The sequence below is a fragment of the Roseovarius sp. THAF9 genome (genome assembly GCF_009363715.1).
In the GTDB taxonomy this organism is placed as follows: domain Bacteria; phylum Pseudomonadota; class Alphaproteobacteria; order Rhodobacterales; family Rhodobacteraceae; genus Roseovarius.
Genome location: NZ_CP045404.1, coordinates 858,408 through 884,944 on the forward strand (window position 1 = coordinate 858,408; position 26,537 = coordinate 884,944).

The 26,537-nt window shown below is 59.4% G+C and carries 33 protein-coding genes and 1 tRNA gene; 25 read left to right on the plus strand and 9 right to left on the minus strand.

Translation table 11 applies throughout. From position 1 onward, the window contains the following. Nucleotides 1–137 precede the first annotated feature (137 nt). Nucleotides 138–1,004, minus strand: coding sequence for a methylenetetrahydrofolate reductase [NAD(P)H] (gene metF, locus FIU86_RS04240; RefSeq protein WP_152473925.1), 867 nt, complete (start codon nucleotides 1,002–1,004; stop codon nucleotides 138–140). 101 nt (nucleotides 1,005–1,105) lie between these two features. Between metF and FIU86_RS04245 the strand changes: the two genes are divergently transcribed. The 10 genes from FIU86_RS04245 to FIU86_RS04290 all read left to right on the plus strand — a co-directional run bounded on the left by FIU86_RS04245 (nucleotide 1,106) and on the right by FIU86_RS04290 (nucleotide 8,587). Then, nucleotides 1,106–2,029 (plus strand): LysR family transcriptional regulator, encoded by a 924-nt coding sequence (locus FIU86_RS04245; protein WP_152473926.1) that lies wholly within the window; start codon nucleotides 1,106–1,108, stop codon nucleotides 2,027–2,029. A gap of 75 nt (nucleotides 2,030–2,104) precedes the next feature. After that, nucleotides 2,105–2,989: a carbon-nitrogen hydrolase family protein gene (locus FIU86_RS04250; RefSeq protein WP_152473927.1), complete on the plus strand. Its 885-nt coding sequence runs from the start codon at nucleotides 2,105–2,107 to the stop codon at nucleotides 2,987–2,989. A gap of 81 nt (nucleotides 2,990–3,070) precedes the next feature. Then, nucleotides 3,071–3,289, plus strand: coding sequence for a translation initiation factor IF-1 (gene infA / locus FIU86_RS04255; RefSeq protein WP_005978431.1), 219 nt, complete (start codon nucleotides 3,071–3,073; stop codon nucleotides 3,287–3,289). A gap of 88 nt (nucleotides 3,290–3,377) precedes the next feature. Further along, entirely contained in the window at nucleotides 3,378–3,965 is a 588-nt protein-coding gene (locus tag FIU86_RS04260) for a nucleoside triphosphate pyrophosphatase (protein ID WP_152476925.1), read from the plus strand. Beyond that, nucleotides 3,962–4,987 carry a ribonuclease E/G gene (locus tag FIU86_RS04265; RefSeq protein WP_152473928.1) on the plus strand — a complete coding sequence of 342 codons (1,026 nt, stop codon included), beginning with the start codon at nucleotides 3,962–3,964 and terminating at the stop codon, nucleotides 4,985–4,987. Before FIU86_RS04260 ends, FIU86_RS04265 begins: the two co-directional genes overlap by 4 nt. A 42-nt stretch (nucleotides 4,988–5,029) precedes the next feature. Next, nucleotides 5,030–5,224: a DNA gyrase inhibitor YacG gene (locus FIU86_RS04270; RefSeq protein ID WP_152473929.1), complete on the plus strand. Its 195-nt coding sequence runs from the start codon at nucleotides 5,030–5,032 to the stop codon at nucleotides 5,222–5,224. 80 nt (nucleotides 5,225–5,304) lie between these two features. Next, nucleotides 5,305–5,379 (plus strand) — tRNA-Phe (locus tag FIU86_RS04275). Between the two features lie 277 nt (nucleotides 5,380–5,656). After that, on the plus strand, nucleotides 5,657–6,916 hold the full coding sequence (gene dcm, locus FIU86_RS04280; RefSeq protein WP_152473930.1) for a DNA (cytosine-5-)-methyltransferase: 1,260 nt from the start codon (nucleotides 5,657–5,659) through the stop codon (nucleotides 6,914–6,916). 17 nt (nucleotides 6,917–6,933) lie between these two features. After that, entirely contained in the window at nucleotides 6,934–7,392 is a 459-nt protein-coding gene (locus FIU86_RS04285; protein WP_302848759.1) for a very short patch repair endonuclease, read from the plus strand. Nucleotides 7,393–7,483: 91 nt separating this feature from the next. Beyond that, on the plus strand, nucleotides 7,484–8,587 hold the full coding sequence (locus tag FIU86_RS04290) for a type II restriction endonuclease (protein ID WP_216647200.1): 1,104 nt from the start codon (nucleotides 7,484–7,486) through the stop codon (nucleotides 8,585–8,587). 108 nt (nucleotides 8,588–8,695) lie between these two features. Here FIU86_RS04290 and FIU86_RS04295 read toward each other — a convergent pair whose 3' ends face one another. Next, nucleotides 8,696–9,460: a site-specific DNA-methyltransferase gene (locus FIU86_RS04295; protein ID WP_152473933.1), complete on the minus strand. Its 765-nt coding sequence runs from the start codon at nucleotides 9,458–9,460 to the stop codon at nucleotides 8,696–8,698. A 168-nt stretch (nucleotides 9,461–9,628) separates the two neighbouring features. Between FIU86_RS04295 and FIU86_RS04300 the strand changes: the two genes are divergently transcribed. Genes FIU86_RS04300 through FIU86_RS04325 form a run of 6 tightly spaced genes read left to right on the plus strand, consistent with a single transcriptional unit; the run spans nucleotide 9,629 to nucleotide 11,794 of the window. After that, the gene (locus tag FIU86_RS04300) at nucleotides 9,629–10,006 is read left to right on the plus strand and encodes a hypothetical protein (RefSeq protein ID WP_152473934.1); all 378 of its coding nucleotides are present in this window, start codon (nucleotides 9,629–9,631) and stop codon (nucleotides 10,004–10,006) included. A gap of 53 nt (nucleotides 10,007–10,059) precedes the next feature. Further along, a complete protein-coding gene (locus FIU86_RS04305) occupies nucleotides 10,060–10,344 on the plus strand; it encodes a hypothetical protein (protein ID WP_152473935.1) in 285 nt (94 codons plus the stop codon). Next, complete coding sequence (locus tag FIU86_RS04310; protein ID WP_152473936.1) at nucleotides 10,341–10,655, plus strand: hypothetical protein; 315 nt, start codon at nucleotides 10,341–10,343, stop codon at nucleotides 10,653–10,655. Before FIU86_RS04305 ends, FIU86_RS04310 begins: the two co-directional genes overlap by 4 nt. A gap of 1 nt (nucleotide 10,656) precedes the next feature. Continuing rightward, nucleotides 10,657–11,100, plus strand: a complete 444-nt coding sequence (locus FIU86_RS04315) for a hypothetical protein (RefSeq protein ID WP_152473937.1) — start codon at nucleotides 10,657–10,659, stop codon at nucleotides 11,098–11,100. After that, nucleotides 11,097–11,459, plus strand: a complete 363-nt coding sequence (locus FIU86_RS04320) for a hypothetical protein (protein ID WP_152473938.1) — start codon at nucleotides 11,097–11,099, stop codon at nucleotides 11,457–11,459. Before FIU86_RS04315 ends, FIU86_RS04320 begins: the two co-directional genes overlap by 4 nt. Further along, complete coding sequence (locus FIU86_RS04325; protein ID WP_152473939.1) at nucleotides 11,456–11,794, plus strand: hypothetical protein; 339 nt, start codon at nucleotides 11,456–11,458, stop codon at nucleotides 11,792–11,794. The genes FIU86_RS04320 and FIU86_RS04325 overlap by 4 nt, the downstream gene beginning before the upstream one ends. Nucleotides 11,795–11,809: 15 nt before the next feature. Here FIU86_RS04325 and FIU86_RS04330 read toward each other — a convergent pair whose 3' ends face one another. The 3 genes from FIU86_RS04330 to FIU86_RS04340 are packed head-to-tail and all read right to left on the minus strand — an operon-like array spanning nucleotide 11,810 to nucleotide 13,916. Continuing rightward, nucleotides 11,810–12,073, minus strand: a complete 264-nt coding sequence (locus FIU86_RS04330; RefSeq protein WP_152473940.1) for a hypothetical protein — start codon at nucleotides 12,071–12,073, stop codon at nucleotides 11,810–11,812. After that, nucleotides 12,063–13,613 (minus strand): hypothetical protein, encoded by a 1,551-nt coding sequence (locus FIU86_RS04335; RefSeq protein WP_152473941.1) that lies wholly within the window; start codon nucleotides 13,611–13,613, stop codon nucleotides 12,063–12,065. Before FIU86_RS04335 ends, FIU86_RS04330 begins: the two co-directional genes overlap by 11 nt. Before the next feature lie 12 nt (nucleotides 13,614–13,625). Beyond that, complete coding sequence (locus FIU86_RS04340) at nucleotides 13,626–13,916, minus strand: hypothetical protein (protein WP_152473942.1); 291 nt, start codon at nucleotides 13,914–13,916, stop codon at nucleotides 13,626–13,628. Nucleotides 13,917–14,163: 247 nt separating this feature from the next. Between FIU86_RS04340 and FIU86_RS04345 the strand changes: the two genes are divergently transcribed. Next, a complete protein-coding gene (locus FIU86_RS04345; RefSeq protein WP_172977426.1) occupies nucleotides 14,164–15,300 on the plus strand; it encodes a MobA/MobL family protein in 1,137 nt (378 codons plus the stop codon). Between the two features lie 48 nt (nucleotides 15,301–15,348). Here FIU86_RS04345 and FIU86_RS04350 read toward each other — a convergent pair whose 3' ends face one another. Then, a complete protein-coding gene (locus FIU86_RS04350) occupies nucleotides 15,349–16,542 on the minus strand; it encodes a hypothetical protein (RefSeq protein ID WP_152473944.1) in 1,194 nt (397 codons plus the stop codon). A gap of 232 nt (nucleotides 16,543–16,774) precedes the next feature. Between FIU86_RS04350 and FIU86_RS04355 the strand changes: the two genes are divergently transcribed. The 3 genes from FIU86_RS04355 to FIU86_RS04365 all read left to right on the plus strand — a co-directional run bounded on the left by FIU86_RS04355 (nucleotide 16,775) and on the right by FIU86_RS04365 (nucleotide 18,712). After that, on the plus strand, nucleotides 16,775–16,993 hold the full coding sequence (locus tag FIU86_RS04355) for a hypothetical protein (RefSeq protein WP_152473945.1): 219 nt from the start codon (nucleotides 16,775–16,777) through the stop codon (nucleotides 16,991–16,993). A gap of 143 nt (nucleotides 16,994–17,136) precedes the next feature. Next, a complete protein-coding gene (locus FIU86_RS04360) occupies nucleotides 17,137–18,219 on the plus strand; it encodes an ArdC family protein (RefSeq protein WP_152473946.1) in 1,083 nt (360 codons plus the stop codon). Between the two features lie 10 nt (nucleotides 18,220–18,229). Then, nucleotides 18,230–18,712: a hypothetical protein gene (locus FIU86_RS04365; RefSeq protein ID WP_152473947.1), complete on the plus strand. Its 483-nt coding sequence runs from the start codon at nucleotides 18,230–18,232 to the stop codon at nucleotides 18,710–18,712. Between the two features lie 73 nt (nucleotides 18,713–18,785). Here the strand turns inward: FIU86_RS04365 and FIU86_RS04370 are convergent, their stop codons facing one another. Next, on the minus strand, nucleotides 18,786–19,547 hold the full coding sequence (locus FIU86_RS04370; protein ID WP_152473948.1) for a hypothetical protein: 762 nt from the start codon (nucleotides 19,545–19,547) through the stop codon (nucleotides 18,786–18,788). A 309-nt stretch (nucleotides 19,548–19,856) separates the two neighbouring features. On the opposite strand from FIU86_RS04370, the gene FIU86_RS04375 reads away from it, so the two are divergent. The 3 genes from FIU86_RS04375 to FIU86_RS04385 all read left to right on the plus strand — a co-directional run bounded on the left by FIU86_RS04375 (nucleotide 19,857) and on the right by FIU86_RS04385 (nucleotide 21,387). Further along, nucleotides 19,857–20,558, plus strand: a complete 702-nt coding sequence (locus FIU86_RS04375) for a hypothetical protein (protein ID WP_152473949.1) — start codon at nucleotides 19,857–19,859, stop codon at nucleotides 20,556–20,558. Further along, nucleotides 20,555–21,097 (plus strand): hypothetical protein, encoded by a 543-nt coding sequence (locus FIU86_RS04380; protein ID WP_152473950.1) that lies wholly within the window; start codon nucleotides 20,555–20,557, stop codon nucleotides 21,095–21,097. The genes FIU86_RS04375 and FIU86_RS04380 overlap by 4 nt, the downstream gene beginning before the upstream one ends. 68 nt (nucleotides 21,098–21,165) lie before the next feature. Then, nucleotides 21,166–21,387, plus strand: coding sequence for a hypothetical protein (locus tag FIU86_RS04385; protein WP_152473951.1), 222 nt, complete (start codon nucleotides 21,166–21,168; stop codon nucleotides 21,385–21,387). Here FIU86_RS04385 and FIU86_RS04390 read toward each other — a convergent pair. Continuing rightward, complete coding sequence (locus FIU86_RS04390) at nucleotides 21,371–22,708, minus strand: DUF6538 domain-containing protein (RefSeq protein ID WP_152473952.1); 1,338 nt, start codon at nucleotides 22,706–22,708, stop codon at nucleotides 21,371–21,373. The two genes, FIU86_RS04385 and FIU86_RS04390, sit on opposite strands and share 17 nt — an antisense overlap. Nucleotides 22,709–23,021: 313 nt before the next feature. After that, entirely contained in the window at nucleotides 23,022–23,201 is a 180-nt protein-coding gene (locus tag FIU86_RS04395; RefSeq protein WP_216647201.1) for a BCCT family transporter, read from the minus strand. A gap of 28 nt (nucleotides 23,202–23,229) precedes the next feature. On the opposite strand from FIU86_RS04395, the gene FIU86_RS04400 reads away from it, so the two are divergent. Together FIU86_RS04400 and FIU86_RS04405 are read left to right on the plus strand one after the other, a co-directional pair. Then, nucleotides 23,230–24,963, plus strand: coding sequence for a chloride channel protein (locus tag FIU86_RS04400; protein WP_152473954.1), 1,734 nt, complete (start codon nucleotides 23,230–23,232; stop codon nucleotides 24,961–24,963). Then, complete coding sequence (locus FIU86_RS04405; RefSeq protein WP_152473955.1) at nucleotides 24,950–26,011, plus strand: extracellular solute-binding protein; 1,062 nt, start codon at nucleotides 24,950–24,952, stop codon at nucleotides 26,009–26,011. Before FIU86_RS04400 ends, FIU86_RS04405 begins: the two co-directional genes overlap by 14 nt. The last annotated feature ends 526 nt before the right edge of the window (nucleotides 26,012–26,537 follow it).

Here is a 26,537-nt window from a genome sequence, read left to right on the forward strand (position 1 = left end):
GTAAATGTGTTGGATGCGCATGGGTCGGGGCGCTTAAATGGGACGTTCAAAAGAAAAAGCCCCGCCTTCGGGGGAAGGCAGGGTCAGGCTGTTGCGACAACCCCGGGTAGAGGCATGTCACAGGGATCGGGGGTGTGTCAGGCGACGTCGCGCAGTTCGACCTTGGGCGTGATGCCGAGCGCGTGACAGACGTCGCGGGTCAGTTCGGGGCGATTGAGCGTGTAGAAATGCAGGTGCTCGGCCCCGCCGTCGATCAGCTCGCTGCACAGCTCGGTGGCGAGCGCCGTGGCCAGCAGCGTTTCGCGGTCGTCGCGGGCGGCCTTGGTGAACGCCTCGTCGAGCCATGCGGGGATCTTGGTGCCGCAGGCGGCGGCGAAACGCTTGGTGCCGGCCCAGTTCTCGATCGGCAGGATGCCGGGGGTGATGGGCGCGTCGATGCCCGCAGCGGCACAGGCATCGCGGAAGCGGAAGAACGCTTCGGTGTCGAAGAAGAACTGGGTGATCGCCTCGGACGCGCCGGCGTCGATCTTGCGTTTCAGGTAGTCGATATTGGCCTGGGCATCCGCCGCCTCGGGGTGCACTTCCGGATAGGCGCCGACGCGGATCTTGAAGCGGTTCATGTCGGCCAGCGCGGAGATTAGCTCGCAGCTGTCGGCAAAGCCGTCGGGGTGGGGCGTGAAGCCGTTCGAGCCCTTGGGCGGGTCGCCGCGCAGGGCGACGATCTCGTTCACGCCGGCCTCGGCGAAGTCTTGGGCGATGGCGAGCGTCTCCTCGCGCGTTGCCTCGACGCAGGTGAGGTGGGCGGCGACGTTCAGGCCGCTGGATTTGTGCAGCGTGGCCACGGCGTCGCGCGTCAGTTCGCGGGTGGTGCCGCCGGCGCCGTAGGTCACGGAGACGAAGGTGGGGTCCAGCGGGGCCAATGACTGGACAGTGTCCCAGAGGCGGAACGACGCCTCCAGCGATTTCGGCGGGAAGAATTCGAAGGAAACGGTTGGGGTGCTCATGGCGGGTATCCTGCAATCTGTTGTTGGGTCTCTTGTCGCAGGTGCGCGTATGTGAGACAACTTCATAAAATTCATGGTTTGAATGAGGCGGGCTAATATTCATGCATATCGACTTTCGTCATCTACGCACGATCCGGGCCATTCACCAGGCCGGCGGGCTGGCCCGTGCGGCGGAGCTGTTGCACATCACGCAGTCTGCTTTGTCTCACCAGATCAAGGGGTTGGAGGATCAGGCCGGGGTCGAGCTGTTCGTGCGACGCTCGAAGCCCTTGAAGCTGTCGGCGGCGGGGCTGCGCCTGTTGCGCGTGGCCGAGAAGGTGCTGCCCGAGGTCGAGGCGCTGGAGGCGGAATTCAGCGGATTGCGGCAGGGCAGTGCGGGGCGGATGCATATCGCCATCGAATGCCACGCCTGTTTCGAGTGGCTGTTCCCGGTGCTGGAGCGATTCCGGCAGACTTGGGCGGAGGTGGATATCGACATCCGGCCGGGACTCGCGTTCGACGCGCTGCCGGCGTTGCAGAAAGAGGAGGTGGATCTTGTGGTGTCGTCGGATCCCGAGGACCTCGACGGGGTGATCTTTCAGCCACTCTTTGATTACGAGCCGCTGTTCGTGGCCTCCAGCCAGCATGTGCTGGCCAAGAAGGATTACGTCGAGGCGGACGATTTCCGGGACGAGACGCTGATCACCTACCCGGTGGATCGCTCGCGGCTGGATATCTTCACCGAACTCTTGACCCCCGCGAAGGTCGAGCCGCGCGCGGTGCGGCAGATCGAGCTGACGGCGGTGATCCTGTTGCTGGTGGCGTCGAACCGCGGCGTGGCGGTGCTGCCGGACTGGGTGCTGCGCGAACAGCGGACGAGTTCGGAGTATGTCACGCGGCCCGTCACCAAGGACGGTCTGACCAAGCGGCTCTACGCGGCGATCCGCGAGGATGAGGCGGACAAGCCCTACATGGCGCATCTTCTTCGGCTGGCGCGGGAGATTCCGCTGCGGATGCAAAGGCCGGTGGAGACGGTCGCGGAGTGAGCGCGATTCCGGTGATGAGCCGCGGGGCCGGGGCCGGTAGGGTGGCGCCGAAACCGATCTGGAGAGTGAAGTACGATGAAGATTGCGAGTGCCGCCTATCCGATTGACGCGTTGGACAGCTGGCAGGGCTATGCCGACAAGATCGAGGCCTGGGTGGCCGAGGCCGCCGGGCAGGGCGCCGATTTGCTGATGTTCCCCGAATATGCCGCGATGGAGCTGGCGATGCTGGCCGGGCGGGATGTGGCGACAGACCTGGAGCCGTCCTTGCGGGCGGTCTCGGACCGGATGCCCGAGGCGGATGCGCTGAATTCCAGGCTGGCGGGCAAATATGGCGTGCATATCCTTGGCGGCTCGGCGCCGGTCTATGACGATGCGATTGGCCCGCGTCCGGTGAACCGGGCGGCGTTCTTTGCGCCCGGCGGGGGCAAGGGCGTGGTCGACAAGCAGATCATGACACGCTGGGAGCGGGAGCCGATGGCATGCGTGGGCGGCGGGCCCTTGAAGGTGTTCGACACCGCGCTGGGGCGGATTGGCGTGCTCATTTGTTATGATTGTGAATTTCCGCTTCTGGGGCGTGCGTTGCAGGATGTGGATGTCCTGTTGGTGCCGTCCTGCACCGAGACGCTGGCCGGGTACTGGCGGGTGCGGATCGGGGCCATGGCCCGCGCGCTGGAGCAGCAATGCGTGAGTGCTATGTCGTCGCTTGTGGGGCCTGCGGATTGGTGCGAGGTCTGCGACGTGAACACCGGCGCGGGCGGCATATTCGGCCCGCCCGACAGGGGCTTTCCGCCGACGGGCGTGCTGGCCGCAGGTGACCTGGACGCACCGGGATGGACCTATGCCGAGGCCGATCTGGAAAAAATCGCGGAGGTGCGGGCGGATGGCGGCGTGCTGAACCGCACCCACTGGACCGAGCAGGCGGGCCGTGACGGCGCGCCCACAGTTGAACAGCTGCAATGATATTTGACTTGAAAAGCTGGGGGAATAGGGCCATTTAAACGCCTGTCCTGCAACCGGCAGGGCGGAAACCAAGGAGAGACCATGGCCAAGGAAGATACGCTCGAATTTCCAGGTGTCGTGAAGGAACTCCTGCCGAATGCGACATTTCGGGTCGAGCTAGAGAACGGCCATGAGATCATCGCCCACACGGCAGGCAAGATGCGCAAGAACCGCATCCGTGTTCTGGCAGGCGACAAGGTACAGGTGGAAATGACACCTTACGATCTGACCAAGGGTCGGATCAATTATCGCTTTAAATGACGTGAACCGCAGGTTTGCGCCGTGCGCGGAAGCGTTTCACCTGACGTGAGATGCGTGCGCACCCCGTTGACTATATGAGAGCGGAATGATGCAGCCGCCACGATTGATCCTGGGGTCCGGTAGCCCGCGACGCCGGGATCTGCTGGCGCAGATCGGCGTCGTGGCCGATGACGTGCGCCCGCCGGATATCGACGAGACCCCCGAAAAGGCCGAATTGCCACGTCCCTATTGTGTGCGGATGGCGCGGGAGAAGGCGCTGGCCGTCGAGGCCGGGAGTGACGATATCGTGCTGTCTGCCGATACGACCGTGGCGCTGGGCCGGCGCATTTTGGCCAAGCCCGAGGATGCAGGCGAGGCGGAGGCGTTCCTGCGCAAGATGTCGGGGCGGCGGCACAAGGTGATCACGGCGGTCGCGGTGCGCCGCGGTGACCGCATTTGGCAGCGCGACGTGGTCAGTGACGTCAAGATGAAGCGGCTGGATGACGACGAGATCGCGTTCTACCTTGGCACCGGCGACTGGCGGGGCAAGGCCGGGGGCTATGGCATCCAGGGGCCTGCGGGCGCGTTCATTCCTTGGATTCAAGGATCGTTCACGGCCATCGTGGGCTTGCCGTTGAAGGAAACCGCGGGGCTTTTGCTGGCCGCGGGATACCCTGTCTGGAAAGGAAAGACATGAAGGGACGCGTGGTGGCGCTGGGCCAGCTTGGCGCATTCGAAGCGGCGGCGCTGATGGAGGATGGGGTGCTGTCCGATCTGCTGGTGGACACCGATCAGCCGCGCCCGGGCACGATCTATCGCGCGGTGATCGAGCGGCCGGTGAAGGGGCAGGGTGGGCTGTTCGTACGCACACCCGACGGCAATGGGTTCCTGCGTCAGGTCAAGGGGATGAGCGCCGGTGGCACCGTTCTGGTGCAGGTGATGGGCTATGCCGAGCCGGGCAAGGCGATCCCGGTGACGGCGAAGGTGCTGTTCAAGAGCCGTTATGCGATCGTGACGCCCGGCGCGCCGGGGATCAACGTGTCGCGGGCGATCAAGGATGACGACCTGCAGGACCGTCTGATGCTGATCGGCAAGGACGTGATGGCGGGCGACGACAACGGGTTGATCCTGCGCTCGGCCTGCGAGGGCGCGGATGAAGAGGCGGTGGCCGAGGACGTGGCGCGCATGGCCGAGCTGGCCCGTGCGGTCATGGCCGACGCGAGCGGCAAGCCGGAGAAGCTGGTCGAGGGGCCGGGGCCGCACGAGCTGGCCTGGCGCGACTGGCCGGAACCGGAGATCTGGGACGAGGACAAGCAGGCGTTCGATCATCACGGAGTTCTGGATGCGGTCCATGCGCTGGGCTCTCCGCGCGAGGACCTGCCGGGGGGCGCTAGCATTTACGTCGAGCCGACCCGGGCGCTGGTCGCGGTGGATGTGAACGCGGGCGGCGACACCTCTCCGGCGGCGAGCGTGAAGGCCAACATGGCCGCCGCGCGGGCCTTGCCGCGGGCCTTGCGGCTGCGGGGGCTTGGCGGGCAGGTGGTGCTGGATCTGGCGCCGATGCCCAAGAAGGATCGCAAGACCTTCGAGGCCGCCCTGCGCGCCGCGTTCCGCCGCGACACGGTCGAGACGGCCCTTGTGGGATGGACGCCCCTTGGGCACTATGAGTTGCAACGAAAGCGAGACAGGCTGCCGCTGCCGAAAGCGGTTCGCCATTGACCTGAGACATCAGCTTATGACGAAACGCTTTAAAGGTGTGATATGAGTTGCCCGATTTGCGGGGAAGATACGGTAAGAAAGTACCGCCCCTTTTGTTCCGACCGCTGTGCGAACCGCGACCTAGGCGCGTGGCTGCGCGGGGATTATGCCATTCCCTCCAGCCGGTTGGACGATGCCGAGGAGGTCGCCGACGCACTGGAAGAGGCGCAGGACGCGGGCGCGGGAAAACCCCACTGAAAAGTGGCAAAAACCCACTGGACAGTCGCGTGGCCCTCGCCTAGAAAGCCCAAACCCGAACGGCGCGCCCGTTCACCCGTGCCCGGGTAGCTCAGGGGTAGAGCAGTGGATTGAAAATCCTCGTGTCGGTGGTTCGATTCCGCCCCCGGGCACCATTTTTTCGGCATTGGGTTTTATTAAGTATCTGATATCCCTCAGGAATTGCCTGTGCTTGGGTTCATAGAGCAGCGCTTTGCTCCACAACTCACTCCACATTTTGCTCCGCATTCCGCCGACTGGAGGCTTCCCTCAGGCTTGGGTATCGACATTTTACCGAGTTGCGTTTACCCAGCGTTAGAACAAATGTGGAACATTCTTCAAGAAAGGGCTTCACAGGCCCGGCGGGACGATTTATGACAGATTGACAAGAATCAACACAATGGGGCGGCAGAAATGAATCAGACAACCGGGGATTTTGCGACTCTTCTGGCGAAAGCCGGTCTCGGGATTGAGGAGGCTGCCGAACTTCTTGACATGAGCCCGCGTTCCGTCCGCAGGCACATTAAAGGGGAGAGCAAAAAGCTTGATCGCATTCGCTTGGAGCGGTTGCGTGAGATTGCTGATTCCAGGTGCTCTGGCGAGAGGCCCGATGGCTTTCGGTTCATCGACCTCTTCGCTGGTATTGGAGGGCTGCGCAAGCCGTTCGAAGAGATCGGTGGACGCTGCGTGTTCACTTCCGAGTGGGATCGGTTCAGTCAACAGACTTATGCCGCCAACTTTCCCGAACCGGCGGACAGCGATCATATCAGCGTCGGAGATATCCGCCCCTATGCCGATGACCCTTCGAAGGTTCCGGCACACGATGTTCTGTTAGCCGGGTTCCCCTGCCAGCCTTTCAGCATCGCGGGTGTCAGTAAGAAAAACGCCTTGGGGCGACCGCACGGCTTTCTTTGTGATACGCAGGGGACGTTGTTCTATGACCTCGCAAAAATCATAAAGCACCACCAGCCTCCTGCCTTCCTTCTTGAGAATGTGAAGAACCTTGAACGCCACGATGGAGGCAAGACCTTTGCCACAATCATGAACGTGCTGAAGAACGAGTTGGGCTACACCGTTCAAAGGCGTGTCATTTCATCGACACCTTGGGTGCCGCAGAAGCGGGAGCGCATTTTCATCGTCGGTTTCAAGTCCGAGGAGATTCCATTCAACTTCGATGATCTTGTTGTCCCCGAAGGCGATGGCCCGACACTGGGCAGCATTCTCGATGACGAGGTCGATCCGAAATACACCCTAACGCCAAACCTCTGGAAGTATCTGCAAGGCTACAAAGAGAAACACAACAAAGCCGGGAATGGCTTCGGTTTTTCTCTTTTCGGACCTGGCGATGTAGCGCGCACCTTGTCTGCGCGCTACTACAAGGATGGGTCGGAAATCCTGATAGCGCAGGACGGCAAGCGGCCCCGACGCCTTACGCCGCGTGAATGTGCTCGTCTGATGGGCTTCGAGAAGCCCGGTGAGGCAAAGTTCAGAATCCCGGTTTCCGATACGCAGGCATATCGCCAGATGGGCAATGCCGTTGTCGTGCCTGTCGTTCGTGCGGTTGCACAACTGATGAAACCTTTCATAGCAGAGGCACTTGCGCAGGAGGGCCGGGAGGTTCCCGAACTGAGTCAGCGAGACCTTCCGCTTGCGGAGCCGGTCGCCGGGCGCTGAGCGTGTGCGCAGACCGCGTGTCAACAACTGTCCGCAGCCGCATGATGGCGGGCATCAAGGGCAAAGATACAAAGCCCGAGAGGCTGATCCGCTCCGCTCTACACTGTCGTGGTTTTCGCTTCCGTTTGCATCGGAATGACCTGCCTGGAAAACCCGACCTCGTTTTCCCGAAATGGGAAGCCGTAATTTTTGTGCACGGGTGTTTCTGGCACGGTCATGATTGCCATCTCTTCCGTTGGCCGAAGACCCGAACAGAGTTCTGGAAGGACAAGATCGGCAGCAATATCCAGCGGGACAGCCGACAGATTGACCAACTTCATGAGTGTGGATGGCGTGTCGGTATTGTCTGGGAATGCGCACTTAAAGGCAGATATCGACAACCCGTTGAGCGCATAGCCGAAATCTGTACTCTTTGGCTGGAATCAGAAGAAACGAAAATGCAGGTGGCAGGCAATGAAGCGAGGGCAACTGATTGACTATTTCGCGGGCATAGGCGTCAAGCGCCTATCCGCTGTGGACACAGAGCCGAATAGATCGAAACAGCACGAGATCGGAACTACCCGCGACATGCGCGACCAGTTTCTTGGAGAGGTTCAATACGAGCGGTATCGTGCAATCTACATCTGGCTCGGGGAGGATCAGGAGGGTTTCACCGTCGAGGGAACAGCGACCCACTATGATGCTCGCGAGGCTATTCCTGGGCGCACCGAATGGCGGCTCTACTATCCGTCGAATCCGGTCACTGACACCATGAAAGAAGGAGATACCTTGTTCCTGGCAAAGGATAGGGAGGGTATCCTGTATTTCATTGTCGCCCCGGAGCACTCGACCAGCGAGGCGCAGCTCTTTTGGCTGTTTGGCTTGCGCCCTGCTGGGCGCTCGTTTGTGTCGCGCAAGTTTTCCGAGGAAGAGCCGGAGTTGGACTTTGCCGCTCGTTTCATCTTGGACGAAATCGGTATCGAGTTCGAAGAGCCAGCGGCGGATAAACTCGATGATATCATCGAAAAGTTCGGCACGACATTTCCGAGGACGATGGAGTTTTCGGCACTCGCGCGACTGACACTTCCGGAGGTCCGTGCAGAAGACGATCCGGATGCTGCTCTTGTCGCTTGGCTCGATCATGAGGAAGCCCTGTTCCGAAGGCTTGAGCGTCGTGTCGTAGCGGAACGGCTCGAACAGGGTTTCGTGACCCCTGACGGAACCGACGTAGATGGCTTTATTAGTTTCTCACTCGGGGTCCAGAACCGGCGAAAATCCCGGATGGGGCATTCCCTCGAAAACCATATTTCGGCGGTGTTCGACGCGTTCGGCCTCGCCTACGCTCGCGGGGCCGCGACAGAGCATAATCACAAGCCCGATTTCTTGTTCCCGGACGCGGAGACTTACCACGCAGCGCCGCCGGAGGGCGACGGACGCCTGATGATGCTCGGTGCGAAATCCACGTGCAAGGATCGCTGGCGGCAGGTGCTGGCGGAGGCTGCGAAGATACCGGGCAAGCATCTTCTGACCTTGGAGCCGGGCATATCCGAACCGCAAACTGCCCAGATGGATGCGTCGAGCTTGCAACTCGTCGTGCCCCGCCCGATCCAAGAAACCTACACCGTCGATCAACAGGCATGGCTCTGGGACCTTTCGCGGCTTGTCGAGACTGTGCGCGAACGCCAAGCCTGACGCATCGTTTTCTTGCGATTTGGATTCTTTGCCCAGGCACTATTTCTGATGCGGGCACAGGTTCGTCCTCGCTTGTGCCTCCTTGCCTCGACGCGCGATAAGCGCGACCTACGCTCCAAGGCCGCCAGCCGCCTTGGGGCGTTTCTTTTCACACTGCTTCAGCCGCTCCACGGATTTCTCGAAATACTCCGGATCAGGCTCGCAGCCGATATACGCTCTGCCCGTGTTGAGCGCGGCGACGCCGGTGGTCGCTGACCCCGAAAAGCAATCCAGAACGGTGCCGACCTCGGGTGCATAGACGCCGATGAGTTCTTCGAAGAGCGGCAGAGACTTCTGCGTCGGATGGAACCGGTCCTTGCCGTGGTGGATGGGGTAGGGATAGACGCCGAACTCGCGCGCATCCTCGATCCGTGGCTTGCCGCCGGGCTTGTGCGCAACCAGCGCCATTTCGCGTGCATTCGTCAGAAAGTTGTGGCGGGAGTTGATCGGCACCGGGTTCGTCTTCTGCCATTCAACAACGTCAATACCCTCGAAGCCTTGGCCTTCAAGCATGTCCCAAAGCGTGCTGAGTTTCCAGATATCGAAGAAGATGAGGGCGGTTCCGCCCGGCTTCAGGACGCGCTTCATCTGGCCGATGATGCCTTCGAGATCTTCTATGCTGAACTCATCGCGGTCCCACGCGCCGTAATCGGTCGAATAGTTGTTGAACTTGCCATCACCACCTTTTGAAAACCCGGAATCCTTTGAGATTATGTAGGGTGGATCGGTCATCACAAGATCAATCGAGCCCGGCTCCAGGAGGTTCAGGACTTCCTCCGCCGTCGCGTTGTGCAGTTTGACCTCTTCGGTAGAGAAAACGCTGTGCTTTGTCATTTCGCTTGGCCTCTTTCTAAGTTGTCCGCCGGAAATGTGGTCATCCCAAAAAAGAAAAAACGATTTTTCTTTGTCTCCCGTTTGGGTCGCCAACGGGAGATTTCTACCTCCTTAGAGAAGGGATGCGGAAACCGCCGGAGCCCTTCCCGGCGCAACATTGAGGAAGACATGCTTAAAGTAATCGACGGACCCAAATCCAGCACACTCAACGACAACGCAGACGGCCCGTTCGCCTTCGCGGATCGTTCTCAACTCGCCGCGCACGCGGCTACCGAATGGCTCTACGAATACGCCGCCGACAACGTCAACGCCCATGACGGGTCTTGGAGCGACTGGAACAGCGCCGAGGACATTGCCGACACTTACTGCGTTGTTCTCGAAGACGAGCACGGCAACACGCTCGAGGAACATCTCGAAGTCGCAGACCTGACGCCGCGCGGCGCGGAGATCTTGAATGCGGCAATCCGGGACGAAGGCGAAGGTATCGAGGATCTTCTCGACGCTTGGGCCGAGGACATTTGGGAAGAATCCAACCACGCCGACTAACCACCACGCCGGGCCTCCGGGCCCGGTCATTCTACCAACATTGGAGTAGCCCCATGCTTTCAGCACACGAAAAACTACAGATTGCCGCTTGGAAAGCCGAAACAGAGGCGGCGAAAGACCGCGTCCATGGCGAAGACGCGCCGAAATGGCTGATCAGCGCCGCGTATCACTTCTTTTGCGAACGAGAAAGACGTCTCGAAAAAGCAGAGAGGAAAGGCCAGTTGGTTGATGCGCAGATTGCTCATTGCTTAAAGCTTCGGGCACTCGGTGAAAGCAAGCGCGCGGACATTTTGGATAAAACCATCGACGAATACTTCGAGCGGGAGTTGGCGGCATGACTGACTTCGACGATTTCGAAGCGTTGATGGCCGAGATCGAAGGCAAGCCCACCAATCGTGCAGCAGTGCGTCCGGAAGAGCCATCAGCCATTCCGGACATTCCAGACGCTCCCGGAGCGGATGAGGATCACAAACACGACCCTCGAACCGTCCGCGCCGCAGTATTGGGGGTGCTCGGCATCATGCACGCAGACCTCGAAAATGACGGCCCGGCAGACGGGAGCGACTGGCGCGAAGCCTACAACGCCGCCGCGCAGACCCTCGCCGATGCCATCGGATGGACACCCAAAACAGAAAACAGGGAGACCTGACATGTTCAAGATACTCAATCCCGTTCGGCACTGGCAGCGCGGGAAGGCAACTCGCGCCGTGCTTGCGAACACCCCCGTCGTGCGCACCGGATATCGCTTTCCAACTGCCCAATCGTATGCCGAAGATGTCGCCCAGGATGCAATCTGGGGCAACGGCCACGCCAGCCGTCCGATCTTCGCTTTCAAAGACAAACACACGACTGAACATCGGATATCTTTCCTCGTTCCCGAGGAACAGTGGCCGGGCACGCCGACGCCCGTTGAGATTCTGCGGGTCGAGATTCCGGATTGCGGGAGCCGCGAAGCCCAGGAGTTCGTTGCCGGGCTCGCCGTCGCGTTGCGCCTGTCCGGCGCCGACTTCGCGGCCCTCATGCCGACGATCCGCGCGGCCCTCGATGCGGTGAAGCAAGCAGCCGATGTGTTCCCGGAGGAGGTTCCTCAATGACCTGCAATCATCCCAAAATCCCGGTGGCACTGCGCGAGAGCGCCGGAAAACGGGCCCGGCGTATTGCTGGGATCGTCGGCAACATGAAGCACCGCGATCTTCGGAACTATATCGATATAGATCATGACGGGGAATACTCGTGGCCTGTCGTGCGCGTTGCCTTGCCACTGACTGTCAGCGAGCGCGGCTATTTCGTGAGTCTCCGCGCGGCGAGACTTCTGCGCCCGGGTGAAGATGGCAGTAGCTCCGTAATCTCCGCGCTTGATCTGCGCGACGGGCGTAAAAGACACATCTCCAAGATCGAAAACGATGTGCTCCACCATTTCGAATGTCTCGCTGAAGAAAGGAGAACCCAATGAATCTCTCAAAAACCGCACTCGGCGCCGTCTGCGCTCTCACCTTGCAAGCAACGGCGAGCCAGGCCGAAACCAGGTCCCAGTTCATCGCCAGAAAATGCACGCAGAATGTCGTCGAGATGATGGCCGAGGCCGGAAGCCGCTGGTCTTGTGCAGAAGTCCAGAGTTGGCAGTATGACGAAGAAGCTAAGCTGAGGGCGAGAGGAAGGGCGCAAAGAGAACGCAATCGTAAAATTCAGGCATGCTACGAAGCACGCATGAAGAATGTCAATTCTATCAGGACATATGACCGGATTATGAATGAAGTTCTTGATGAATGCGGTGCGAAATACCAGTAGCGACCTTTCGCCAAATCAGACTTTCTTCAGCGCCGAGTGCAGTCTTTTGAGCGTTTCGGCAACTGCCGGCTGATCCCTTTCGTCGAGAGTGCGCATGATCCGGGGCACAATATCCCGGGCATCTTCGGGCGCGGTCTCGATAAGTCTTTCAACACCAGACCCGAGCAATACAAGACGCCGCGTTCGCGCGCGGCGGTCTTGCTTCTTTTTCTCCGCTCTCGCGCTTCGAAGCTGCTGTTCGAGACTTTCTATTTTCTGTTCAGGCGTTTTACGGGGCATTGCCGGAACCTCCTTTCGTAATGTTGGATACGGCTTTGGCGGTGTTGCTGGCTTTCACGGCTTGTGCGGTGTTGATAGCCGCAGAAACCGGGCATGTATCTTTCAAGCGCTGGACACCCGCCCCCAAGACATTCTTATTCTGGAAAGCGCCGACAGCCGCATCCAAGCCCCGGGCAGTGCTCGCCGCGCCCCGCGCGGTGGACATGCCTGCCCTGCCGGTCATCCGGGCGACGACCGGCGAAGCGGCGATGGATGACATTCCTACACCCATGCCTGCGGTCTTCGCCATCCTTGTTGTATTGTCAGCGAATGCCGAGAGTCCGGAAACCGACATGGCCTGTTCGATGTTGCGGATAATGACAACGCCGAGCCCTGCAATGAAGACATTGTAAGCGACCATCCACCAGACCAGAGGCGACCAAAGCGGCATCGGGATACCCTCCTCGCCCTCTTTCAATACCTTCGTGCTCATGCGCCGGATAAGCTCGCGTTGCTGATCCAGCGCTCGGTTGCCCGTCTTGACCGGAGGATTTTCCGGGATCGGCGTCAGAGTGATTGTTTCATAGCGCGCATCCATGAGTGCGCGGTTCTGATTGTATACTTCGACACCGAATGTCGTCATGACATACGCGGTGAGGGCGAGCAAAGACAGACCAAAGACCTTCATGCAGGTTGCCGCAACGAAGCGAACCGCGGCCCCCGCAAAAGACCGGGTTGTATCGAAGAGCAGACCGGCGAGAATGAGGGGACCGAAGGCGGCGATAATCAGGACGCGGACAACGGCGCCGATCACCAAAGCAATGATCCAGATCAGCGTCATGAGCGCTGGAATCAGGATCAGGAAGATGGCGAAGAAGATCTTGACGAGCGCAGCGAGCGCCGATGCAACCGTATCGGTGAGACGTGAGAAGAAACCCCCGGAGTCTTCTGTGTAGAACGCGCTCTCGACGATGGCGAAGCCACCGGCGATTTGCATTATGAACGAACGCTCAAAAACACAGATCATTTTGAGCGGAGCGGCATATGCCGCTTCATTGCCCAAGCTCAAATCTTCGAGTAGTTCGGTGCCCGAGCACCCGAGGTCTGCAGCGCCGGTGCCACCGGAAAATGCTCCCGACACTGCTTCCATTCCCCCGGTTCGCGCTGCGTCAGCATATCCGAATGAGAACTCGATGACGCCCGGGCCCATTGTGCGGTATGCGCTCGGAACCGGGCGGCCGTCGAATGTCGTCTGGACCGCAACAAGCGGGAGCCATACCAAGACGAAGATTGCCATCTTTTTTGCAATCCGCTCGATGAAGTCGCGGCCATTCTCTCCGGCTTTGAACATCAACTTCGCGGCTTCGAAGCCCAGCCAGATCATCATGATGATGGGCAGAAGGGCCTTCAGCACAGATGCTGTATAGATGAAGAACGCTTCTACGACCCGGAATACTGCAACAAAGAAGTAGCCGATGAAGTTGCACGAAAAGCAGGAGGGTCCGAAGTCTGAAAAGACACCGGTGCTATAGTCGAAAAGCCAGAGACTTGCCCATTCCATCCTATCGCTCCCTCATCTGAACACCGACGGACGATACGCTGCCGCGAGGTGTATCTCGCCAGTGGAAAAGGGCGGGTGGTTTCCGAAGTAGTCGGCATTGACACGTTGTTGCATCGCGCAACGCTCACGGTGTTGCTTCATGGAGAAGGTTGTCAGGTTCCCAGCAACGGCAAGGGAAACACATTCCCGGAAGGCCCGGCGGTCTGCGTTTTCGTGGGTTCTTTCGAACACTTCAAACACCGCCCAAAGGGTAGTGGAAAGCGCCAATGCGACGGCGGCTATGCGGGACAATGAAGCGATCATTTTGCAGTCCTTTCCGGTCCTGGAAAGGAAGTAGGGAAGGGAGTTCAGGGAACCAAACCGAAGCAGGCTGAAAGTCTGTAAGGCGCAGATATGCAAACTCCGTTTGCGGGGTTGCCGTGGGCACCCCCTGCGCCCTGCGGGGCGATGAACTCGCTGCGCTCGTCGCCTACGGCGTCATCAATAACCGGCGGTGCCCGCCGGGGACTATCTCCCCTTCGTTCAACCTGAACGCCGAAGGAGATCACATTTGTCTGCACCATTTGCACCCGTCAGCCGCGACGGCTGGCCGCTCAACGACACAATCGGGCGTCCGAACACCAGGGTTGTCAAAAGAAGCGAGGGCAAGAGCGCCGTGCGCGCCGCTGCATACCAGGCCCGGGCCTGTCTCGATGATCAACGCACAGGCGAGCGCTTCGATTACTCTTGGAGGGACGACTTGGAAGCCGTCGAAATCCGGGGCTGGGATGGCGATATGGTGAGTCTCTGGAACGCCGCCGAGCGCGCGGAAAATCGGAAGAACAGCCAGACCGCGCGGACATCGACATTGCCTCTTCCTGCCGATCTTTCCGACGAGGGCCGGGCCGCGTTGGTGCGTCGGTATTCGAAGTGGCTGAACGATGAATACGGGATCGCCGTCATGTCCGCGATCCACCGCCCCGATGGCTACAAGCGTGATCCAGAAACAGGCGCAGTCGATCACGGGAACCGGAACTGGCACGCGCACTTGATCGAGACCACGCGGCGCGTTGAAACCGGTGCCGATGGGACGCAACGACTCGGTGAAAAGGCCCGGGAGTTGTCGGACCATTCCAAGGGCAAAAACGGCGAAGTCCCGGTCAAGGAGAACATGCGCAAGCGCCGCGATGTCTGGTGCGAGATGATGAACGACGCGCTCGAAACCGAGCAGATTCCATATCGTGTCGATTTCTCATCCTACGCCGAGCAGGTGGAAGAAGGGCGGCGGGCTCCTCAGGAACCGACGCAGCATCTGGGGCCGGAACACCACCGGGCGGCGAAGGGCACGACGACTCGCAAAAAGACCGAGAACCAGCGACGGCGGAAGCGCAACAGCGTGCATGCCCGGGCCGTTCAGTCGGTGCTTGAAGGTGCCATGCCCATCGGCGCTTACGCAGCGTCGGCAGAAGAGCAAACCGAGCGCGAAATCGAGGAGTTCTTCCGGAAAATCCGGTGGAGTATGCGGCGCGTGAATGCCAGGCAGAAAGCCGGGGCGCTTCCACGGGAACGATCGGCGCAGACGACTTCCAGACAAACACCCAAAACCGAAGAACAGAAGATGGAAAACCGGCGGCGAGCCGCGATTACTCGGCGGGCAAATGAACGCAGGAAGTCCTTGCGAGAAAAGTCCGATGATCAGAACCGCTAAACCTTGGCGTGTCTTTTCCAAGTGGTCCAACCAAGAGCGGTGATGATGCTACTGCCAATCCACTTTAAGTTCGTCATCATACTGAAGTGGCAGTAGCATCATCGCCTCATGAGACGCAAAAAGACGCCCTAGCCTGTTCCGCTTGATGTCAAAACCAAACTCGCTGTCATCCATCAAAAACTCGATTTCCTTGCGGGCATTAGATTCCATAAGCCCGAGGACGTATTGAAAAAACGAGTGCACATCGTGGTAGCGACGTAGCACCCCCGAAATGTCAAAGACAGCCTCCTTCTTTCTGAATAACTCAAGAATAGGGTCTGCACCTTGCTCATACAGCGGTGTAAACTTATCAAAATAGACGGTTTCGATTGCATCCTTCGCTGGATCGATATTTCCGTGCAAGTTGTAGTTTCGCCGATCCATCACGCGCTTGAATGCCTTGTAGTCTTCGTGTTCAGGATCGACGCCGGCAGTGAAGGCGTCGCACTTTAGGTGCAGATCGAAGACCCTCGTATCAATATGTTGTCGAATATATTGTTCGTATTGCCGTGGGTTGCGTTTGAGCTCATCTTTGCGTGCCAGGAAGATAATCATGTTGACGAAGGACTCTGCGAGCACCGGGGTAATGAGATCAAGGGATAATGAAGCGCTGAAGACGCGATTTGCTCTCTCACCGATCTTTTCTATTTGTCGTTGATATCGCTTTATTCCGGCTTCTGTCCTTCGTTTTTGGGGGGTGAAATCAGGTGCTTGGGCTTCATCTGTCAGCAGATCGTGAAACTGGGCACAAGCATCCGCGACCATAACATAACGATTAGAGACGATGTTCCACTTCTCCAGTGCCGCGGCTACCTTGCTCATTTCAGCGCCCCATCGCGCAAAATCACTCTTCAATGTCTTTGCAAACCGGACCCAGTCTTTTGGTTTCATTTTCTTGCCAGAGACATGGACGTGCACGTCGCGATTGCCTCCTTGGATCCACAACATGAGCGGCCCTGCTTTGATCAAATAGTCCCAATGGAATAGGTTGTCGCTATCACCTTGCCTCTTTGCGAGTGTCTGGAAGCCATACGGGGCGCCAAACCTCGCCACTAAATATTTGTACACCGATAGTGGGGAAAGGTGTCTCCGGAAGACCAAAATACTCCCAGACGGATTGCCTTCCGGCTCTTTTATCCGATGAATAAAGGCAATCATCTCGTCAGGAGAGGGCTTTCTCCACTGTTCAACGTCAAAAATCATTCTTGGCAGCCTATGTTCAGTGCAGCAGAGACCCCTACACGTGTTTCACATCTCAGTTTTCCTGAGAATGTTAAAGTTTGTAGGGCCGCCTGATTTGCATGAGCAAGCCAGCAGTAGGAAGGTATCGCAATCCATTCTGTAGCATCGATGAAGTCCTTCAAAACTTTCAGGTTTGGGTTTATGACCTATGAGATTTTTCCCTACTTCCGGCTCAACCAGGAAAGGATAAATCATGACGCTACAAGAGATTGCAGATGGCTGCTGGAACATCGCCAACATCGCTGCCGATGCCGGGGCTGATGATCTCCGCAACAGGGCACTTGAAATCGGCGACACGGCATCGGAGCAAGACAAAGAGGCAGGCGACAGTGTGTCCCCATCTCTTTGCGCAATCATCGAAATGGACTTCGAGCGACTCGAGAAAGACGCAGAAGATCACGGGGTAATCTGACCCTACTCACCCTCATCACAGACGCTCTCTTCTGCATCCTGACCCCGGCCTTCGCGCCGGGGTTTCTCGTTCTTGAACGGGCCGTTTCAGTGCCGCGCGAAAGGGAACCATCTCCCTCATGTCCACTTACGAGGAGATCCCAAATGACGAAGCCGCACAAACAGAAACGCGACATCGAGCAGGAAATCACCGACAAGATCATCGGCGCGCTCGAAAGCGGCACCAAGCCGTGGCATTCGCCGTGGAACTCCGGCGTTGCGCCGGTGCCACGGCGCTCGACCGGCCAGCCTTACCAGGGCATCAACACCCTCTTGCTCTGGTTGGAAGCGTCCGAGAAAGGCTATCAATCGCCATACTGGATGACATTCAAGCAGGCCAAGGAAATGGGCGGCGCCGTTCGCAAGGGCGAGAAGGCGACGCAGATCACCTTTTTCAAAGTCTTTGAGAAAGAGGACGCGCAGACCGGCGAGGATGTGAAAATCCCGCTCCGCCGGGGCTATGTGGTCTTCAACGCTGACCAGATCGACGGGCTTCCCGAGAAATGGCACCAGGAGCCAGAGAAGGAGGCGCAGGGAGCAAAGACCGAGGACGATATGGAGCGGTTTTATCAGCGCGCGGGCGTATCCGTCGAAACCGGGACGCCGGAGGGCGGTGCGAAATACACACCCATCACCGACGTGGTGCAAATGCCGCCAAAGGCGTCCTTTCATTCAACGGAGGGATACTATCAAACCCTCGCACATGAAGCAGTGCATTGGACGGGTGCCGAAGCAAGGATGAACCGGCCCTTTGTGGCGGAGATGGCGAAGGGCACACGCGGCACAAAAGCCGATTATGCTCGTGAAGAACTGGTTGCCGAGATCGGAGCCGCTCAGACCCTTGCGAAACTCGGGCGCGCGCCGGACCTCGATCAATCCGCCGCGTATGTGGAATCCTGGCTGAAGGCATTGCGCAACGACAAGAAGTTCATTTTCCGGGCAACATCGGATGCCCAGAAAGCCAGCGATTTCCTGATCGAACGCGGCGCACCCGAGATCGCAAAAGAAAGCCAGCACACCCAGAGGGGCAGCGTGGCGCAGGCGCAACGATCAGAGAAGCCCAGCGGCCAACCCGTCGCGGCCATGAGTGCGGCGGGGGACCGGGCCGAGGAACGCCGTGCCGCGATGACTCACCGACAGCAGCAGCGGCAACAAGCCCGCAAGCATCCGCGCGCGGCCAGCCGATAGGGAGGAGATCATGGACGATACTGAAACGGGCCAGAAAATCCTGGCATTCATCGAAAAAGAAGAAGCTTCACGCGGGGCGCACATCGCTGGCGCGCTGATATTTGCGATCCTCGACCGGGACGAGCCGCTGGGTCGCATCATTTTCCGCGATCTGTCGCGCGAAATCCTGCGCGATGACGACCTTGCGAAAATTGCCGATCTTGCAACAGACCAGCGTAGCAAGGGCCAGTCCGATCAACCGCCGATACCGGGGGATCCGGCCAGGGACAGGCATGTTCGCGTTCTTAACGCGACAATGCGCCGTTCAGGCATGATACCAGACCCGGACGACAGGAAAGAAATCATCGGTGGTGCGCTTCTCGCGCGCGCGGAAGTCGATCCGGACAGCGCGGCGGGCATTCTTTCTAAGTGTAGGGAAGACCTGCGTGCAGCAGTGCGAAGCGCGGATGATGCGGAGCGCAGGGCCGAGGCGGCGCGCAAAACGCGCAGGTGAGAGATGCACAAAACGACAAGAGCCCCGGCACTTGGCCGGGGTTCTTCTGGGCTGGCAGGGGCGCGAGTATCAATCAGTTTGGCCGTTGCCCCGTGATCGGGTCATCGGATGGCAATGCCGGGCGGGAGCAAGTGATAGCCTCGAAGACCTCGACCGGGCTTTCAGCGCCCAGCATCCCAGCATAGCCCGCTGTTCCCGGATTACCCGTGTATTCAAAGAGCAGAGCGTTGGTGTCAAAGCCATCGGAATGCGCAATGGTTCTCGTAGTGTAGGAGATTTCAACCTCCGATGGATCGACGCCCGGCGCTTGCCGGAAGTTTTCCCGGTCGATGAACGCGCAGAGATTGTCCGCACGCGGAGCGCTTTCGGCTACGTGAAAACCGGACTGGGCGAACGGGTTGAACCCCAGTTCATCCGGCGTGTCCGAGAGGTTCGGAAAACCAGGCTGGTCCGGAGCATCATGACGGCCCGGGATATAGCCTTGGTCTCGTGGCAGCCAGATTGCAGCGTCTGGGGTTGAACCGCCGAAATACACCATCGCGTATGTCCGTGAGAACCGCCCCACGTCCGTCCCCGCCGTGGGCCAGTTGTGCCCGGGATTGAGCGGCTGGTATTCAGTGGGAGGTGTTTGCGACGCGCCTGTTTGCCCAACGTCCGAGCTTTCCTGCGCATAAGCTACCGAAGACGCAAGAATGCCACCGGATGCACTCAAAGCATCTCCAGTGGCCCCCCCGAAGCTTGCGGCCAGAGGGGCGGCAAGAGCCGCAACCAACCCGGCAACCATCATGTATTCCGTGGCACCCGCGCCGTTTCGATCATTCAATATTTTTCGCATCAGTTTGTCCTTTGTTGTCTCTAAAGGAGATAGAAATCTCCCGGGCGCCTCCCAAACGGGAGACGGAAAAAAGGCGTGTGATGGCAAGAAAAATGAAGAGGCAGGAAGGATGAAGGCGGAAGGCCTGAAAGTGGCTCCATGAAGAGGGAGAAGAAAAACTATCTAAGCCATTGATTTTATTGGGTGTAGATTCTCAAAATTGAGAGTCCAGCTATCAGTTTTGAACATTCTACTCTCAAAATTTTGGGTTCTGTTGAGAGTCTTTCTATCTCCGTTTGAGAGCGACTGAAGATCAATGAGGACCGAGCCATGAAGACAGGTAATGATAAAACAGCACCGATCATAGACTATGTAAAGCCGGGAGAGAACTGGCGGAGAGAAGGTGCGCATGCGCCGGAAAGATCGCCGATTGATTTCGAGGTGAACGAACAGGGCGAAACACTTTGGAAATCGAACCCGTTCTGGACCGCATTTGAGTTGCCCACGAAGAAACAGAAACACCAGATCAATGAAGACAATGTTGTTGCGGTGAATACGAGAACCGGCGACGAGACGAATACCGCCGCGATCACCAAGATCATCGAAGTGGATTCTGACCCGTTCGTAAAAGTCTTCACAAGACACCTGACGGTGTTCTTCGATTTGAAAGGGCCAGGGCAAAGGTTGGTTCAGTATCTCTTTGATGAGATCGGCAGCGATCCAAACGAAGATCATGTCTATATGTCTGCAAAAGCGGTTGTGGATTATCACAAGCGCAAGAAAGCCGAGGGCAGGGGCAAGGGGTTCAGTGCTGCGTCTTACTATCGCGGCAGAACTGAACTCATAGAGAAAGGCTTCATCGCTGCATCGACTCGCACGCACGTATACTGGTTCAATCCTGCGCTGTTCTGGAACGGCGACAGGATCAAGTTCATTACAGAGCTGAAGGCTCCCAACCAGTTGATTGAGCCTGGAGTCGCACCGGAGTTTGGTGCCGACGCCGTGGATATCACGGGAGACAACAAGCTATGAACGAACAACAAGAGTCGAAAGTGCGAGCATGGTTCGCCGAGACAATCGCGGTCTATGATGCTTGGCTTGCGGATGACGGCCAGGTGAAAGACCGGGCGGCAAGAACTTGGTTGCGCGGAGTTCAGGAGCGTATTCTCGCAGCCGCAAAGTCTGGCTCCTTTCGTCGGGCCGTAGAGGCGTATTCCGAGTTTTGCGAAGTGCTTCAGGAAGTCCCCACCGAAAAGAACCAAACGGCAGCAGAGATACCAGATGACCATACCCCCGCCACATCCTGGGCAGTCCCGCAGTCGCCAAGCAATCGTGAGCTGATACAAGCTGCCGTTCGCCTGGACGATCTGGCGCGGACGAAGGGGAAGGTCGCCGTGGCGGCTGGTCAAGTGATGCTCTTTGCGTTCGCACCGAGCCACAGTGAACCTCTAAAGCGGCGGCACTTACTGGAGTTGCAAAGACAAGATCGTGCCGCCGCTCTTTGCTTGATCGAGGAAGCCGCGAAACGCGGCGGGAAACTACCAAATATCTGGCGCGTTCGGAGAGGCTGAACGCGTTTCCGGGCCATTTTCTTTGAACCCATTTCCTGACCTCAACTAAAATGAGGTCAAGAAAAACAATGTCTTACAAGAAATCCAGCCCGTCGCGCTCCACGAAGATCGAGCAGATCGAGGAGGCCATGGCATTCTTGGAAGACGCCATCGAAGAAGGAACCGATGGCGATGCTCTGGAATGCATCTACGAGCGATTGGAGAGGGAGCTTGCCGAGTTGATCGCAAAAAACAATACAAGGGATAGAATCCGGGAACGGCGAGAGCGCCGCACTATGCTTGCTGCGTGAACATGATCCGGTGATGCCATTCAAGTTTTCTTCGGAGGTCCATTTCGTCGCCGTATACTTCTCTGCCGCGAGCCTTCTTTACAGAATGCCCCATCAGTTCCGCACGGTCGTCGTTCTCGATGAGTGCCACTTTCAAGCGAGACTCGAAACTATGCCGAAGGCCACCAATGGTGATGTTTTCGGGGAGAACATTGTGGGCGTGCAGGGCCTTATTTGCGGTCGCTGAATATGTGCCCTTGTGTCGATACTGCGGGAACCCTTCCGGGTTTCTACGCATGGCTTCCAGGGCAACACCCACCAGCGGGATTTTCCGCTTGCTCTGCTTGTTCTTGATCTCGCGTGCCCAGATGCCAGTTTCTCGCCGAATCCAGACATGGGGCACCGGCGAGTCGAGGAAAATGGAGTGCGGCGGAAGGTCGGTGATCTCCGACTGCCGAGCACCGGTTTCCGTCAGGACCAAGGTGATATCCCGGGCTTGCGGAGGCATGAAGTCCAGCGCGCCTTCGGGCACAATCCTTTCTTCTATGATGTTCAAGGGCACTTGGAGCTTCCGGCCCTCTTCTTCATCGAGCCTGCTGAAACCTTTGCCGAGACCCGAAAATGGAGAAAACGGCAACTCACGCTCATCGACGCCCAGCGACTCGTGAAACTTCTGCCACATCAGGTTCAGGAGTTGGATCTCCTTTTGCGCACTGCGCCCCAAGATGTCGCCATCTATAATCCGATCCCGCAGGGCATCCCGGAATGAGAGGGCGTCGCTCCGTGGGATATCTGTGAATACCGGATCAAGGCCCAAGAGTTCGACAACCTTCGCTGCTGGACGTGTCCAGCGGGAGCACCACGTCCCCTGCTGACGTTTGCTTTTGTGCACCACCTCTTCCGGAAACCTGCTCGGCATTGAATCCGCGACTTCCGTTATCGTGAGACGGGGGCGTTCTACGGCGCCCAATAGAGCAGTCGCAGCCGTTGAATCCGGGGCATCTTTTGCGGACTTCAGGGAAGCAAAACGCGGAAGGAGCTCGTCCAGCGGACCAGCGGCAAGTTCCTCTGCCGTGCGGTAAACAAAGCCACGGGAAGTAGCGAGTCCGCTGACCGCCTCGAAATGCTCCCTTGACCCAGGAGAAGAACGTCCAGCAAGCAATAAGTCCAGTTCCGCGAGGATCTGCTGCTCCTTCACAAGGAGCTGTGCGCGTGCCAGCTTCTCGTCGCCGGTTCGCAGGCTTCGCTGGATTTCGTGCTTGCCGGGCATGACGGAGGCATAGCGACGGGGCACCCGCATTCGCAGATGATATGTATCTCCACGCTTGACCAGTCCCGCCATGTTTTGCCCTTCCTTCGTGTAGCTGTCGGATATAAATGTGGGCGGAGAGACCTCCACCTTGCACTCCACATTTTGCTACACATTCTTTTTGGTGCGTTGTCTGAAATAATCAGTAAAACAAGGGGAATAGCAGGGCAAGTGTGGAGGTGGAGATTCCGCCCCCGGGCACCACTTCAACATCCGAGATAGTCCAGCGAAGTCTTAATCGTCTGTTAAATCAGTCGTTTCTGCTATTGGTTGTCCGGCGTGTTCCGTTCTTGTCCGCCTCAAGCCGCCATCTGTCCCAAAATCCCTGAAGACGGACAGGGGAGGATCAGATGCCCCAGATCATTTTCTGGATGACCGGAGGCAGGTTTCCGTCAGTCGTCATCATCGACAGAACGACCGTGCCTGCGTCCGCCGAGGTCACTAGGAATATGAACCGCCGCAATGCCGCCAGCAACGTCGTGCCGGGAAGCGGGCGCCGCCGCGCCTGTCCTGCCTGTTGCGTCATGCGCTGATCCGGTCGATGATCCACGGAAATGACCCTCGGAACGCAAAGCGACACGGCGCCTGCGCCCTTGCGAATGGTGATCCTCACCGGCATCGCCCTGACTGTCGGCGGGGCGGCGTCAATGGCGGCGATTGCTCTTGTCGATCTTGTTGCGCTTTTGAACACGGTTCTGCTGGTCGAACCCCGGGCGCGGGTGCAATGGGAAAGCGTTCCGGGTTTCGTGGCCGTGATGACGATCCTCGTGCCCACGCTCGGCGGTCTGATCGTCGGGCTTATCCATCGACACCTGTCGCCCGCCGGACGACCGCTTGGCCCGCCTGACGTGATCGAGGCGGTGCAGTTCCACAAACCGCTTCCCGATCTGCGCAGCGGGCTGGTCTCGACCCTGAGCGCAGCGTTGTCGCTGGGCACCGGGGCCTCGGTCGGGCAGTACGGGCCGATGGTCTATCTTGGCGCGATCTTCGGCGGGTTCGCGCATCGGCTGCGCCTGGGTGTGCCGAACCTGGCAAGCATCGCCGTCAGTTGCGGCGTGGCCGCCGCCATCTCGACCGCGTTCAACGCACCGATCGCGGGCGTGCTCTTTGCGCACGAAGTCGTCCTGCGCCACTACGCCACCCGGGCCTTTGCGCCGGTGACGGTCGCGTCGGTCGCCGGCTATGTGATTGCCAACGTTATCTTTGAACGGCCCGCCTTGTTCCGGATCGAGTTTCCGGGAGTCGCCCACGGCTACGAGTTTGGTCTCGTTGCCATTCTCGGCCTATTTGTAGCATTGGCGGCAATCGTGTTCATGCGCCTGCTGCTGGCCATCGGACCGGCCCTCGCCCAGCGGATCCGGTGGCCAGAGGCGCGCACGGCAATGGCGGGCCTTGCGGTGGGGCTTACGGCGCTTATCTTGCCCGACGTGCTGGGGATTGGCACCTCGACCCTGCGCTTTGCCACCATCGACGGCGCCTTCGGGCTTGGCGAACTGATCGTGCTGATCGCCGCCAAGATCATCCTGACCGCACTGTGCATCGGCGCGGGCTTCTCGGGCGGCGCGTTCAGCCCGTCGCTCCTGATTGGGAGCCTGATCGGCGTGCTCTTCTGGACGTTGGCCTCGGGTCTGGCGGGCGTGCCGACCTCGGGCGCGGCGATCTACGCGATCGGCGGCATGATGGCCTTTGCCAGCGCGGTGATCGGCGCGCCGCTGACCTGCATCCTGATCGTGTTCGAACTGACCCGCAATTACGACGTCACAATCGCCGCGATGGTGGCCGTGGTCTTTTCCAACCTCGTGTCACATCGCGCCTTTGGCCGGTCGCTCTTCGACGTGCAGCTTGCCCGTCGGGGCATCGATTTTTCCCTTGGCCGGGACCGGGCGCATTTCGCGGCGCTGAAGGTCGTCGATTTCCTGCAACCGCAGGCGGTGACCGCCACAGCGGATGACAGGCCCGCGGAAGTGGCCGAGCGTCTGCGCGCGCAGGGCTGGCGCGAGGCGTTCGTGCTCGACGCCGAAGGCCGGCTTCTGGGCGTTTTCAGCCCCGGCGCCCAGGAGGATCCGCCCCGAGTGGCGCAAGGCCTGGCCCCGGCCCGGCTGGTCTTTGACGACGCCACCGACCTTGCCGACGCGATGGAGCGCCTGCGCGGTTTCGTCGGCGACGCGGTGCCCGTCGTCTGCGGCGAAACGGGGCGCTACCTTGGCGCGGTGTCGGAGGCGGATCTGGTCTCGGCCTGGCTGGACGAAGGCGCGCGGCTGCGAAAGGAAGAAAATGCGTCGATCTGATCTCTTCCTGCTGATTTTTGCTATGGTCGCGACCCCGGCCCGCGCAGACGATCTTACGATCGTGTCCTGGGGCGGCGCCTACGAGACGGCGCAACGACAGGCCGTCATCGCGCCTTTTGCCGCGGAGACCGGCCTTGATGTCGATGTGGGCGTCTACGATGGAAGCTGGACGACCGTGGCCGAGCGCGGGGCGCCGGAGGGGTGGGACGTGATCGACATGCTGGCCGATCAGGCCCGTGTCGCCTGCGCGCAGGGGCTGCTGCTCAAGATCGACCCGGGCGCGCTTTTTGCGCCCGAGGCCCTGGCGGATTTCGCCCCCTTCGCGCCGGATGTTTGCGCTGTGCCGCAAAACGCCTATGCCCGCGTCATGGCCTTTGACGACCGCGCGTTTTCGGGGGTGAAACCGACCCGGATCGAGGATTTCTTCGACACCGACCGCTTTCCCGGGCCCCGCGCCGTTCAGCGCAGCCCGGACGGCATCCTGGAATGGGCATTGCTGGCCGAAGGCGTGCCGCCGGAACAGGTCTATGGTCTGCTCAGCACGGACCGCGGCCTGCGCCTGGCCTTCAGAAAGCTCGACACCATCCGCGATGACATCGTCTGGTGGCAGGACCCGGCCGCGCCGGCCGAGATGCTGGCGAATGGCCGTGCCGTGATGGCGGCGGGGTTCAACGGCCGGTTCTTCGACATGGCGCAGCGCGCGCGCGCACCGATTGACATAGTCTGGGACGGTCGCATCATCGGGATCGAGGTCTGGGCCATTGCCGCCGACACCGACGCGCCCGATGCCGCACGGGCCTTTGTGCAGTACGCCGCGGACCCGGCCACGATGGCACGGCTCGCGACGCAGATTCCCTACGGCCCGACGCGCCGCTCGGCCTTCGACAGGATCGGGATCAACCGGGATCTGGGCGTGCCGATGCGCGCGCATCTGCCGAACGCGCCGCAACACGGGGGGCGGGCGCTGGTACGGGACAGCGGCTGGCACGCGAATACCGAGGACCTGCGCCAGCGCCGCTTTCGCGACTGGCTTGCCAGTGACGACTGAGCCGGGAATGCAAATCGTCCGCTGGTCGCCCCGGGCGTGGCCTCGACCGGCGTGACGCAGTGTTGAGACGGGCGGGATTCTTTGATGCGCCGCGCGACCACCCGATGGCGGAAGTTCCGAACCTTCGGATTCATCAGGAAGGCCTTGATTTTGAGACAGTGGTGTTCGTCTGCTTAAAGCGTTTCGCGAAACACCTGAATCACAGCTTACCCGTGAAACGCTGCGGAAAACTCAATCGGTGCACGCGTTTCGTCTTTAGCTGATGGCTCAGCTTATCGGTGAAACGCTTAAATGGCCCAAAAATAAAGAACTCGACTGCGCAAACATGTGGTCGGACGTTACGTGAAGCCTGAACAGGTCAAAGAAACGCGGGCTTGTCCGTGAATGCGGAAACAGAAAGTGTTGCAAAACGCGCAAGACGATCTTGTGGCGCGCGGCAAAAGTCGTGCCCGGTATCGGCCAGCCATTGCGTCTGGCCGATACCGCAGCTTGGCGCGTCAGTGCCGGCCGGTGGCGCCTTGAAGGT